Source organism: Mariprofundus erugo, from assembly GCF_005818865.1.
Lineage (GTDB): Bacteria > Pseudomonadota > Zetaproteobacteria > Mariprofundales > Mariprofundaceae > Mariprofundus > Mariprofundus erugo.
Genome location: NZ_VBRY01000011.1, coordinates 11841 through 24557, shown reverse-complemented (window position 1 = coordinate 24557; position 12717 = coordinate 11841). Strand labels below are relative to the sequence as shown.

Annotated in this window: 17 protein-coding genes; all 17 read right to left on the bottom strand. The window is 52.7% G+C overall.

Annotation, left to right across the window (positions count from 1 at the left end):
* Window positions 1-62: 62 nt before the first annotated feature.
* The 17 genes from FEF65_RS11125 to FEF65_RS11050 all read right to left on the bottom strand — a co-directional run bounded on the left by FEF65_RS11125 (window position 63) and on the right by FEF65_RS11050 (window position 12562).
* Window positions 63-611, bottom strand: a complete 549-nt coding sequence (locus FEF65_RS11125; protein ID WP_238701369.1) for a methyltransferase family protein — start codon at window positions 609-611, stop codon at window positions 63-65.
* 137 nt (window positions 612-748) lie between these two features.
* Window positions 749-1162 carry an ATP synthase F1 subunit epsilon gene (atpC, locus tag FEF65_RS11120; RefSeq protein ID WP_238701364.1) on the bottom strand — a complete coding sequence of 138 codons (414 nt, stop codon included), beginning with the start codon at window positions 1160-1162 and terminating at the stop codon, window positions 749-751.
* Between the two features lie 543 nt (window positions 1163-1705).
* Window positions 1706-2185: a cytochrome c gene (locus FEF65_RS11115; RefSeq protein WP_138239893.1), complete on the bottom strand. Its 480-nt coding sequence runs from the start codon at window positions 2183-2185 to the stop codon at window positions 1706-1708.
* A 26-nt stretch (window positions 2186-2211) separates the two neighbouring features.
* Window positions 2212-2445 (bottom strand): thioredoxin family protein, encoded by a 234-nt coding sequence (locus FEF65_RS11110; RefSeq protein ID WP_138239892.1) that lies wholly within the window; start codon window positions 2443-2445, stop codon window positions 2212-2214.
* A 60-nt stretch (window positions 2446-2505) separates the two neighbouring features.
* Window positions 2506-3522 (bottom strand): permease, encoded by a 1017-nt coding sequence (locus FEF65_RS11105; protein WP_138239954.1) that lies wholly within the window; start codon window positions 3520-3522, stop codon window positions 2506-2508.
* Window positions 3523-3633: 111 nt separating this feature from the next.
* Entirely contained in the window at window positions 3634-4194 is a 561-nt protein-coding gene (locus FEF65_RS11100; RefSeq protein ID WP_138239891.1) for a sigma-70 family RNA polymerase sigma factor, read from the bottom strand.
* Window positions 4195-4206: 12 nt separating this feature from the next.
* Entirely contained in the window at window positions 4207-4680 is a 474-nt protein-coding gene (locus FEF65_RS11095) for a hypothetical protein (RefSeq protein ID WP_138239890.1), read from the bottom strand.
* Window positions 4677-4985, bottom strand: coding sequence for a hypothetical protein (locus tag FEF65_RS11090; protein ID WP_138239889.1), 309 nt, complete (start codon window positions 4983-4985; stop codon window positions 4677-4679). The genes FEF65_RS11095 and FEF65_RS11090 overlap by 4 nt, the downstream gene beginning before the upstream one ends.
* 4 nt (window positions 4986-4989) lie before the next feature.
* Entirely contained in the window at window positions 4990-5247 is a 258-nt protein-coding gene (locus FEF65_RS11085; protein WP_138239888.1) for a hypothetical protein, read from the bottom strand.
* A gap of 103 nt (window positions 5248-5350) precedes the next feature.
* Complete coding sequence (locus FEF65_RS11080) at window positions 5351-6106, bottom strand: sulfite exporter TauE/SafE family protein (RefSeq protein WP_138239887.1); 756 nt, start codon at window positions 6104-6106, stop codon at window positions 5351-5353.
* 118 nt (window positions 6107-6224) lie between these two features.
* The gene (gene cydB, locus FEF65_RS11075) at window positions 6225-7364 is read right to left on the bottom strand and encodes a cytochrome d ubiquinol oxidase subunit II (protein WP_161984407.1); all 1140 of its coding nucleotides are present in this window, start codon (window positions 7362-7364) and stop codon (window positions 6225-6227) included.
* Window positions 7365-7370: 6 nt separating this feature from the next.
* Window positions 7371-8912, bottom strand: a complete 1542-nt coding sequence (locus FEF65_RS11070; RefSeq protein ID WP_138239885.1) for a cytochrome ubiquinol oxidase subunit I — start codon at window positions 8910-8912, stop codon at window positions 7371-7373.
* Window positions 8913-8923: 11 nt separating this feature from the next.
* Complete coding sequence (gene cydP, locus FEF65_RS13815) at window positions 8924-9055, bottom strand: cytochrome oxidase putative small subunit CydP (RefSeq protein WP_420813986.1); 132 nt, start codon at window positions 9053-9055, stop codon at window positions 8924-8926.
* 703 nt (window positions 9056-9758) lie between these two features.
* Window positions 9759-10205, bottom strand: coding sequence for a thioredoxin TrxC (trxC, locus tag FEF65_RS11065; RefSeq protein WP_138239884.1), 447 nt, complete (start codon window positions 10203-10205; stop codon window positions 9759-9761).
* Window positions 10198-10782 carry a methyltransferase domain-containing protein gene (locus FEF65_RS11060; RefSeq protein WP_138239883.1) on the bottom strand — a complete coding sequence of 195 codons (585 nt, stop codon included), beginning with the start codon at window positions 10780-10782 and terminating at the stop codon, window positions 10198-10200. The genes trxC and FEF65_RS11060 overlap by 8 nt, the downstream gene beginning before the upstream one ends.
* Window positions 10783-10895: 113 nt before the next feature.
* Entirely contained in the window at window positions 10896-11279 is a 384-nt protein-coding gene (locus FEF65_RS11055) for an OsmC family protein (RefSeq protein ID WP_238701362.1), read from the bottom strand.
* A gap of 5 nt (window positions 11280-11284) precedes the next feature.
* Window positions 11285-12562, bottom strand: a complete 1278-nt coding sequence (locus FEF65_RS11050; protein ID WP_138239881.1) for an NAD(P)/FAD-dependent oxidoreductase — start codon at window positions 12560-12562, stop codon at window positions 11285-11287.
* Window positions 12563-12717 lie beyond the last annotated feature (155 nt).

Here is a 12717-nt window from a genome sequence, read left to right as displayed (position 1 = left end):
TCCGTCGCCATCAGATACAGAGTTTAAACCGCGCGAAGTACTTTTGCATGTGCCAACAACTGTCAACGATCCGCCGGCTTTGCCTGCCCCATACGAATGGCAGGTATAAAGGCCGGTACCTGCTGCCGGTAACGGGCATATTCGGGATAGGCTCGCACCATTCGTTTCTCTTCAAAACGGGAGCCGATGATAAAATAGAGACTGACGGCCAGCGCCAGGTTAAGCGTGTTCATGCTCTGCCAGGGGCTGGCCAGCAGTATCAGCATGGCGCCGCTATACATCGGATGACGAAGATAGCGGTAAATACCTGTCACCACAAATGTGTCGACACCTGTTGCTGCCTCTCTCAGTCCGAGAAAGACAAGCGTATCGATAGGACGAAATGCCTTAACGGCAATCACCACTCCGGCAAGCTGCAGAATGACAAAAAGTATAAAGAGCGGCCCGTGCAGATGATAGAGCGGCATATCCGGCTGGGTATGCACGTAAACAGCCCAGAGTATTGTCAACAAAACCGACTGCAGCGTATAGAACAACCGGTACCGGCTCGGAGAAAATCCATGCCAATACCACCACTGCTTGCAACGATCTGAGGCCAGCAGGCTGTGCATCAGGGCAAAGATAAAAGTGGCCAGCCAAATCAGCAGTATGGTGTGCACAGATCGCTGCCGCTATGGCCTTGCTGGTATGGCACAAGGTTCTGCCCCGACATGGCTGTAAGCATCCGCCAATACAGGGAGAACGGTTATCATCGTTTGATCATCACCAGATGCAGGCGTGCCAGCGCAACCTCCAGCTCAAGCAGCAGGCGCTCATGATCATCTGCTGGAGCAGACTGATAGGCCTCACGGGCTTTACGAACTGCTTTTTCGGCTCGTTTGGCATCGATCTCATGGGCTCGTTCCACCGCATCCGCCAGTACGGTGACAGCATCAGGCTGTACCTCGATATATCCACCTACAATCACCATCTCATCACGTCGTCCGTAAGGGCAATCCCCGCCCGGTGGACAATCGATACGCAGCACCCCGGGCCTCAAAACAGCCAATAGCGGAGCATGATTTTTCATCACCATGATTTCACCGCCCACACTAGGGGCCGTTACCGAGCATGCTTCACCCCGATAAACCTCTTTTTCCACGGTCGCTACAAGTATTTTCACTAATCCGTTATTCCTTGTCGGCCAGCATGCTGACGATATTCGAATGCTCTTATGACGAAAAGCCACTGGCAGAAGCTTCCGTGCGGGCCACGAACGACCTGCAAACTCGCGCAAGCAAGTGCCTGATGTCATGCAAAGGCAACGTTACCTTTGCATGCGGATGACTGGCAGAAGGCCAGCCCTCAACATCTCTTTATGTCATTCCGACATATTAAGTTGCAGATATGCTCACGGATGGCCTTGCCGATTGTCAACGATTCAGACCATCACCACCAGGGCCATCGCATTAAGAGAGTCCGTCATTTAAACCCCTTTCACCGCTAAGTACACAGAGTTACGCAGAGTAAAATCCATACATAGCGCATTGAGTGGTTACCTTCAGCCGGCGTGTGGCGGCCACCATACCCACATAAAGCGACGATTGATCGCCATCCTGGCAAAACGTGACAAATAGGCAGGAAACCGATTGGACGACCAAAGGCCGTCCGCAGGGCGAGGGCATGATGCCCGAATCACTTTGCCATGACTGAACCATTCACATCGTTACTGGCGATAGGTGCTGTGACAGGTCGTACAAAACTGCATGGTGGTGCGCAGTGCCTGCAGGGATGCCGACATATCATGGGTCTTCAACACTTTAGCCAATTCATCTCCACTCTCATGGAATGAAAACGCGAGCGTACGAAAATCATCCTGCTTAAAGCTGTTACACATCATTTTCATTTGTGGTGTCATCCCGAGCTTGCGGCTGGCCGTGTCCGATGCCTGATCGAACTCACCACGAGAGAGTGCATCGACAATATCACTGACTGCCTCCAGATGCGCACGCATATTGGCCAGCTGATGTTGCTTTTGCGGCCCCTTCAATCCCAGCGAGATACGGTTATCCGCCTGCATTTTCCCCTGCATACCCATGCCCATACCCATGCCGTGCATCATACCCGGCCCCATCGATTCTGCTGCATGTACCGGTAGCGCCAGTACACAGGCTGCTGCCACGGATATCCAAATGGATGTTTTCATTTTACGCTCCTTTCATTCAATATTTTTTATGCCAGCCACTGCTCAACCTGTTCCCGGGCAGGGATTCCGCCGGCATGCACCACCACACCATCAAGCACCACCGCCGGTGTCGACAGCACACCGTAAGCGACGATCTGCTGCAACGATTCAACCTTTTCCAGCCCAATCGCCACGCCACGCTGTGCAGCCACTTGTTCAATCATGGCCATGGTCTGTTTACAGCTGGCACAACCGCTGCCGAGTACCCTGAACTGTTTCATTGCTTACCTCCTTAGGGAGATGCTGATTGTCCGGCAGGTGGCTAACACATCAGCATCAGTTTATAGCACAGCATTAAACACATAGCCGACCAATAAAATGCCACCGGCAACAACGGCTGCAAACAGCATAATCAGCCGTAACTTCAAAACCTTGCGCAGAATCACCATCTCAGGTACCGAGAGAGCGATGACACTCATCATGAAGGCCAGAACCGTCCCAAGTGCGGCCCCCTTGCTGAGCAGGGCCTCTACGACAGGAACGATACCGGCAGCATTGGCATACATGGGAACACCGACCAGAATCGCTGCCGGCACCGACCACCAGGAGGCCTCCGCCCCCATCAGTGTGGCCATAGCACTTTGCGGTACATAACCATGAATACCGGCACCGACCGCAACACCGGCTACAACATAGAGAGCTACACGCCCGACGATATCTTTCATCGCGGCAATGCCTGCATGCAGACGCTGCGCCAGTGTCATTTCATTTGCTCTGAAATCAGCAGAGATACGGGCCATGTCACGCACCCAATCCTCCAGATATACTTCCATATGCATGCGACCCATGATCCAGCCGGCAACCATAGCGATGGAAAGTCCCAGTATCATATAGAGCAGTGCGACCTTCCAGCCGAGCAACGCAAACAAAAGCGTCAATGCCACTTCGTTGACCATTGGCGCTGCAACCAGGAACGAGAAGGTTACACCGAGGGGCACCCCTGCCTGTACAAAACCGATAAACAGTGGCACTGCCGAACAGGAGCAGAACGGCGTGACCACTCCAAGCAGGGCCGCCAGCATATTACCCATCCCCTCATGACGACCGGATAACATGGCGCGCGTCCGTTCCGGCGTAAACCATGTATTGACCATCCCCATGATCATCACGATGGCAGTCAGCAACATCAGTACCTTGGGCGTTTCATATACAAAGAAGCGCAGGCTTTCAGCAAGATGTGAATGGGGTTCGATGGGCAGAAGCGCAACCAGCGTATCTGCCGCCAAAGCCAGATTCAGGTAAATCAGCAACCACAATGGCCCGGCCAGCAGTAACAGCAGCGTCGTATGCCCGGTCATACAGCTGTTGCCCCATGCCAGAAAACGGGCGGAAATATGTTGGTATAACATCGTCATCACATTACCCTCGCCTGAATCTGTAGACGAACGACAGCGCCAAAGGGTGCAGAATTATTTCAATGGCGGCCTTGGCACAAAGCAGCAGACATTGCCCGCATCATTCAAACGAACCTGACATGCGCACTCCAGCTGTTGCCGCATACGTTTGCGGGCCCGTTGCAAGCGGGACTTGGCAGCCGCAACCGAAATATTCATCAATGTTGCAAATTGTTGCTGGGTCATACCATCGAGATCACACAGGGTAATGATCTGCCGGTCCTCATCCGACATTTCTGACAAGACTCGCGGGATACACACCGATAATGTATCGATCGCATCCACTTCCGGTTCTTCGGCCACAATATGATCGTCCAGTGCAATGTGAGAGCGATCGAGGCGCAGATGGTCGACCAGTGCATTGCGCGCCACACGGAATAGCCAGGCGCGGGCATTGTTGATATCTCCAAAGCACTCGCCCTGTCGCATGGCCCTTTCAAACACATCCTGTAACAGGTCGTCGGCATCAGCTGCATTGCCAAGACGGGATAAAAGCCAGTGCCGAAGCTCCGCTTTATGGCGCTGCCAGGCCTGATCGATCATCTGGCAGATATCGCTGTGATGCGACAGAGGCATGTCAGTCCCGCATCATGACACCGGCCGGGGTTTCTCATTACCCTTAATCATTCGTACCAGCATCAATGCCATCAGCGCCAGCCCGATCATCGAGAATGCTCCCAGTCCCTTTGATTTTAACCACTGGCAGAAAAAGACCCACGCAGCCAGGGCGGCGAATGAAAGCAGCCCCCCCACCAGCTGCAATATAAAGCCGGTGACCGTTCCGGAACGTGAAGCCAGCGCAAAGATCGCGGCAAACGGCTTCTTCAGCAGCGCTTCAGCCTTGAGAAAATAGTGCGGTCGTTTGAACAACAACCAGCCCATCCCGATCAGCATCAGGGCAAAAATCCCGTAATCAATAATCAAAAGTGTCAGGTCTATATTATCCATCCACTCAGGCGGCCCCTGCCGGGTGGTATAGGCCTCACCTTTGTCCAGTGGATCGGCATAGGCCGTCAGCGGAAAAAATAACGTCGAGGCGGTGATCAGGCGCATATGATTCATTGTTGATTCCCCATTTTCTGTCGTTCTTCAGCACTGCGCATCGCATCGAGCCCGAGCGTCATGGCAAAAAGCATACCGCCGGCGCCGGTGGCATGCCAACCGTGCGCATTCAGCCAGTGACACAGTAACAGCCAGCCAACCACGACCGGTGCGAAAACGAGTAGCTGTCGAATCATTCCCCTGCCCTGGCACTGTTGCCATATCAGGTAGGGAATCATGCGAAGCCAGCTCTGCCGACCGTTATACCCCCGCCAGCACAACCATGCGATGAGCAAAAATAGTGATATATCAAGCAGTGTATCCATCACACTATGTCCTTACCCGGCAGTAACCTGCAGCCCCCGGTGTCAGCAGCCGCAACGCAATCCACAACAACGGCCAGCCATGCCAGAGAAGATCAAACATATCGATCGGCCGAACCAGCTGGCCATGCATCAGCATACGCAATTTTTCCAGCAGATGCGGCTCGGGAAATACCGGCATGATGCCGAGCATGATCGCAGCCACGATCAGCATGGCCATAGAGGGGCAGTGCAACCAGCCGAATAACCTGACCTGCAAGCTCACGGCTGACCCCATCGATCCGGCTGTCGCGGCATCCGCCTGACAGCTGCTGAATATGTTTCACATTCGCGCATATTGTCATTCCCCTGAACTGAATATTCCCTCATCAGGTCAGCTGCCTGACAAGAGGTGCCAATAACATCCCTGCTCCGACGATCAACAGCAGCAGCGAAAAGCCGGACCGTAAGGCGGGCTCCGGCAAGTGACCGGCAAACCGGCATCCGATCAGGCTGCCGGCAGCTGCCAGTGCCGCAATCAACAGAACCGGTGCCACATCCAGATCGATGTGACCGAGGTATGAGATACCGGCAACGGTGGCATTAAGGGTAATCACCACCAGAGAGTGCGCCACCGCCACCCTGAAATCTGAGATGCCGAGCCAGATCAGCGCCGGCACAATAAGAAAGCCGGCCCCCACTCCCAGTACACCCGTGACGATACCCAATACCAATGCCAGTATGAATGTCCTGAAACAGCGGCAAACAAATCCATCCGTACCGCTTGCCTGTACTGCTGTTGCCCGGCGCATCCACCAGGCAACAAACAGTACAAGGATACCGAACAGCACACTCTGCAGCTGATCAGGGATCGCCAGCCCCACATATGATCCGATCCAGCTGCCGCTAAAACCACCGATGGCAAATACCAGCAGCAGTTTGGGACGTATCACCTGCCAGGCCCGTTTTCGTAACACCGTCACCAAACTGACCGATGCAACAATCCACAGGCTTGCGGCAATGGCCACCTTGATTGGTAACCCCACGCCATAGGCCAGTAACGGCACGGTAATCATGCCGCCTCCGGCACCGAACAGGGCCAGCAAGACACCGATCAGCGGCGCAAGAACCATCGTTACAAGCATGCGACAAGCCTGAGGCGACAGATGATCATTACATTCTGCTTCCAGCCTTCACGCCGGTATAAACGGCAAGTGCTGCAACCATCAACCAAATCAGATACCACATATTCGTCTCCTTGACTCAATACACTGCATGATCATTTTCACGGATGTGCGCAACCGTGACACGCCCGCGCAGTACACGGAACACCCATGCGGTATAGGCGAGGATCAACGGTACAAATATCAGTGCCGCAATAAGCATCAGATAAAGGGTCTGCTCACTGGAGGAGCCATCCCACATCGTCAGACTCTGAGCCGGATGGGTTGAGGATGGCAGTACAAACGGGAACATGGCTACACCGGCAGTGGCGACCACACCGGCGACGCTGATGCCGCTGGCAATAAAGCGCAGGCCATCACGCCTGATCACAATCACAGCCAGTGCCCCGATCACGGCCAGTGCAGGTACAATCCAGAGTGCCGGAGCGCTTTGGAAGTTGTTCATCCAGCTGCCTGTCACCATGCTTACCTCTTTCAGCAACGGGTTGGACGGACCGTTATGACTCAGACCGGAAACCACCTGATATCCGTCAATACCACTGGCGACCCAGTAGCCGGCGACCACAAACAGGATCACCGTCAACAATGCTGAAATTTTGGCTGTCACTGCAGCGCGCTGATAGATCGGAGCTTCTGTTTTGATCATCAGGAACGATGCCCCCTGCATCACCAGCATGCTTACCGAGACCAGCCCCACCAGCAAGGCGAACGGATTGAGCAGCTCTGCCAGTGTACCGGTATAGAAACTGCGCATGGTATCGTCAAAATGGAATGGAACGCCCTGCAACAGGTTACCGAAAGTGACGCCAAAAATCAGCGCAGGCACTACACCGGAGACAAACAGGCTCCAGTCCCAGAATGATCGCCAGGTACTGTTCTCAAGCTTGCTGCGATAGTCGATGGCGACCGGACGCAGAAAGAGTGAAAACAACACGATCAGCAACGCTGCGTAAAGCCCTGAAAAGGCGACAGCATAGACGGTGGGCCATGCCGCAAGTACAGCACCGGCACCGAGAATCAGCCATACCTGGTTACCATCCCATGTCGGGCCGATACTGTTCATCAGTACCCGACGTTCACCATCATTGCGCCCGATAAACGGATGCACCATAGCGACACCAAGATCGAATCCATCCATAATGGCAAATCCGATCAACAGTATTCCAACCAGTGCCCACCATATAAACCTGAGACTTTCGTAATCAAGAAACTCCATCATGATCTCCTATGATTCAAAGTGATAACGGCCGGTATGCAGGCTGCTTGGGCCCAGACGTGCATATTTGACCATCAGAAACATTTCCACCGCAAAGAGCGATGAATACATCAGCGCAAACGCAATCAGACTGTTCTTCACCTCATCAAAGCTGAGGCTGGAAGCACTGAGATGGGTAGGAAGAATGCCGTAAATGGTCCATGGCTGACGTCCGAATTCGGCCACAAACCAGCCGAGCTCAGCAGCAACCCATGGCAGAGGCAGAGCAAGCAATGCGATCCAGAGCAAGCCCCGACGCTGTTCAAGCCCACCCTTTCTTGCCGCAATAAAGGACCAGAGCATCAGCAAAAACAGACCCATACCGATCGCAACCATAATCCGGAACGTCCAGAACATCGGAGCCACAGCCGGAACGGTATCGCGTGCAGCCTGCTGAATCTGTTCATCGCTCGCTGTGGCCACATCATCGGTATACTTTTTCAGTAACAGCGCATGGCCCAGGTTATCCTGATGGGCATCAAAGAGTGCGCGGGTTTCATCCGACTTGTCGCCCTTGCGCATCTCACGCAACGCCGACCAGGCAATCATACCATCCCTGATACGCCCTTCATTTTCCTCAATCAAATTGACCACGCCCGGCACCTGCTTATCCAGTGAGCGGGTACCAATCAGACCGAGCGCCCCCGGAATCTGAATGGCCATGTGAGTGGTTTTCGTTGCTTCATCCGGGAAACCGACCACGGTGAAGGCTGCCGGTGCAGGCTCAGTCTCCCACTCCGCTTCAATCGCAGCCATCTTTTCCGGCTGATACTCAGCCACGTGATAACCTGACTCATCCCCCAGCATGATCGCTGAAACCGAAACCACCAGACCGAAACCTGCTGCAACAGCAAATGAGCGACGGGCAAACTCCAGATCACGGCCGCGCAACATATACCAGGCACTGATCGCCAGCACAAAGACAGCACCGGTCAGATAGCCGGCAGAGAGCGTGTGCAGAAACTTGACCTGTGCAACCGGATTAAAGAGCAGCTCGGAAAAGCTGGAGAGCTCGGTACGCATGGTATCCGGATTAAATGTCATGCCGACCGGATGCTGCATCCAGCCATTGGCGATCAGAATCCACAGAGCTGACAAATTTGAACCGAAGGCGACAAGCGAGGTCACCATCAGATGCTTGCCTTTACTCAAACGATCCCAGCCGAAGAAAAACAGGCCGACAAAGGTCGATTCAAGAAAGAACGCCATCATGCCTTCAATGGCCAGTGGCACTCCGAAAATATCACCGACATAGTGTGAGTAATAAGCCCAGTTGGTTCCAAACTGGAACTCCATCGTCAGGCCGGTCACCACTCCCATGGCAAAGTTAATCGCGAACAGCTTACCCCAGAAACGGGTCATATCTTTGTAAATCTGCTTATTGGTGATTACGTAAAGACTCTCCATTGTCACCAGCATCAGCGACAATCCCAGCGTCAACGGCACAAAAAGAAAGTGCGTTAATGCTGTAAAGGCAAATTGTAATCGGGAAACATCTATCAATGCATCCATCGGGTTCTCCTTTAATTTAAGATATGAGCCGCGGGCTCTATCAACGAATGGGTTTCAGAAAAGAACAACCACCAGATCAGCGCGATAGCGATAACTTTGATTACCAGTATCCATCCCAGTTCTTTGGCAAGAGAGTGACTCATATGTACTCCATCATCATAGATCGCACCCTATTAAGATAATTATATTATGCAAGTCTAATATTATAATTATGTTATTATTTCTTCACCCATTGCCCTGAAGAATGGCCAGAAGTCGTGTTAATTACTTGATTCTAAAATGGAATATATTTAAAAGATTTTTTGTAAACGAAGCAATAGCTGGATACCACGTTCATGGAATACATGAAAAACGATTGATGGTACCCTGCTCCACATCATGTCGTTACCAATCTGCCTCGAAATGCCAGGCACACTCCCGATGAAAACAAACAAAGTCCGAACGTTGGGGCCGGGCAGCCTGATGATGTTAATGCGGATGCATACCATCATCACAGCCGGACACTTTTATCATGCATTCAATCAGGTTAGCAGAATCGAATAAGATGGTATTGCAGTCTTATAGAGTGCATGGCCCCGCACTTCTCCTGCAACAGATTAGACTTGGCAATCGATCACTTGCGACTTAAGGAGATGCTGATTGATTGCCTTCCTGACAAAAATCAGTTCGCAAAGACAAAAGCGTGGATTTGTCTTTACTTACAAATCAGGCACTTACGCGTCTGATTTGATTCGCTGCATCCTGCAGCTCACCTGGCGGCGGCAAAGCCGTCCAATCCGGCTATCCTGCCGGATTGTGGCGCCCGTCCATGGCTCGCTCGGAAGCGCCGAATGAATCAGCGCTTCCTTAGCTCTGCTGCAACATCCGAAGGCAATAATTTCTAAGCTCGGCTTCCGGCAAGGCACCATGCATCGTATCAACGGTCTTGCCATTCCGGAAAAACATCATGGTAGGAATCGAGCGAATCTGGAAACGGGAGGAAAGCTGCGGATTAGCATCGACATCCACTTTGGCCACCAGCAATTGCCCGTGAAATTGCTGTGCAAGCTTTTCAAGAACCGGCGCGACCATACGGCATGGACCACACCAAGCCGCCCAGAAGTCCACCAGAACCGGCAATGGCGAATGCATGATCCGATCAGTGAAATTCGCATCAGTGATTGCAACTGCATGGGCCGGAAACACATCTTTTTTACAGCGGCCACAGCGAATGGAACCCATCGAGACACCTGCAGGGATGCGATTAAGCACTCCGCATTGCAGGCATGGGTAAACCTGCGGGGACTCACTCATTGCCATCCGCCTTTTTTCTCAATGCATAAGCCAGTTCAAAGCGGCCGTTTTTGTGGGGAACAAGCAGTGGCTCATGGTCCGGCCAGTGCCAGCGTGACTGATCGAACAGCTGCCGCATCGACAGAAGATCACAATGATACGGTGGTCCTCCGGCACAACCTGTTTGCATAAACAGGGCAAACAACAGCCCTCCATCGCTCAAGCCCTGATGCAACCAGCTGGCATATGCATCCCGTTGTGACGGGGCAATGGCACAAAGGCAGGTCTGCTCGTACACCGCATCGAATGGCTGATCAGGTCGAACATCGAACAAATCACCGGTAATCAACTCCGCATGCAGATCTGCCTGCTCAAGTTGTTGCTGCAGATGAGCAATGGCAGAAGGCGCCACATCAATGGCAGTGACACGATAACCCTGCCGGGCCAGCTCAACCACCTCATGCCCTCGCCCGCAACCGGGGATCACAATATGGGCACCAGGCTCAAGATACTTCAACAGATGTGTCAGGGCAGCACTCGCACCACCTCTGTCCCAACCTGTTTCACCGCGCTGATAGCGCCCTTCCCAGTCATTCATCGCAGAGCCCCCATCCTTGTTTGGCAACATGCATCCTTACCGACACCAACCGGTAACAATCGGAAATCACTTCCGGCTCAGGATGCGTCATAAGCCGGAAGCAATCACCATGCTTATTTCAGTACGACATCGATCACAGGCGGATGCATCAGCGTTGCATGCACCAGACACTGGTTCGCCACCCTCTCAACCGCTTTTCTGCGATTCTCGGGAACAGACGGAAGATCAACCTCGACAGTAAACACGCCAATACGCCTGGGCGCATCTTCAGCCACCGTCCAGTCACAGCCTACCTCCAGACCAGTGGTATCAATACCGGCCTGCGTACAGTAACGGGCTACGTAAAATGCAACACAGCCGGCAAGCGAGGCAGCCATCAGTTCCGGTGGTGTCATTCCCTCATCACTACCACCATTGTCTGTTGGCTGATCAATGATCAGTTCATGGGAACGGCAGGCTGCCGTAAATCGGCAGCCTCCGTCATAACCAATACGCATACGCATTATTTCAGACGCTCAATACCCATACGCTTGAGGAATGCCTTCTCCATAAACGGCTCGGAAACACCGGTCTTCATCTTGCGCATGAAATATTTCTCAAAGCCGACCTTGGCAACATGCACCCAGGCTCCGCTCTTGGCCCATACCATATTACGTGGCGGAATCTGCGGATAGGCAATCAGCGCCACTCCGCCATTACCAAAGTCAGCAAGGCAGATGGCTCCCCAGGTACCTGACTTCTCCGGTGCTTCACCCTTCAGATCATGGATGATGTTATGCACAATGGCTGTGGTCATGGTCTCAATCATGAAACCGGTCTTTGGCGTACCAATCGGCACCGGTGTCGTTTCAATCGGCGGAATGGCCACGATCACACCTGTACCATAAATATTCTTGAACTTCAGGTTCTGCTGGAATTCGTTGATGGTGACAAAACCAAGCGGATTGACCAGCCCCTCACAGTTGGCAACCGGACCCACGCCGCGGAATGGAGGCATCAACATGGCATATTTGTGCGGCAGCGAACCTGATGCAATCACGGCACCGTGACGATCCAGCTCCTCATAATCAATGCTGTGCTCATGTACCTTCAGGGTTTTGCAGTTAGTAATAAATTTGATGTCGCGCTTTCTCAGCTCGGACTCAAGCATCGATTTGGAATCTTCAACACCACCCAGACCAAGGTGGCCGATATATGGCTCCGGTGTAATAAAGGTCATTGGAACCTTGTCGCGAATTTTTCTGCGACGCAACTCGGTATCGAGAATCGCTGCATATTCATAGGCAGGACCGAAACAGGAAACACCCTGGACAGCACCGACTACAATCGGGCCGGGATTTTTACAAAACTCTTCGAATGCCTTATGTGCTTCCACGGCATGATCTACGTGGCAGATTGAATGGGTATGTCCCTGCGGACCCATGCCTTCAACGAGCTCGAATGCGAGTCGGGGACCGGTTGCAACGATCAGATAATCATAATCCAGAAACTGGCCATTACCCAGGCGGAGACGGTTTTCATCAGCAAGAATTTCATCGACACCGCAGGATAGAAAGTTAATGCCTTTCTTGTTCAGGTATGGTGAGCAAGCAAAGCTGATCTGCTCCTTGTCACGCCAGCCGACGGCAACCCAGGGGTTGGACGGGGTGAAATGGAAGTAATCAACATTCGATACAACAGTAACCTCATGTTGGCCGCCAAGTTTTTTCAGGGCGTCTTTCATTTCATAAGCAGCAGGCATGCCCCCGATTCCCGCTCCTATAATGACCACATGTGCCATATATCTCCTCTCCTTTTCGGGGCTCTTTACAAACGTCCCCCTGTATAATGGCTGCCATTGCTGGCAGAATAAGGCGAGGAGGCAGGCCCCTCCTCGCCCCTTTTTTTCGTGCAGACGCTTGGTGTTGCGGTTATACCTGCACGAAAAAACTTGCA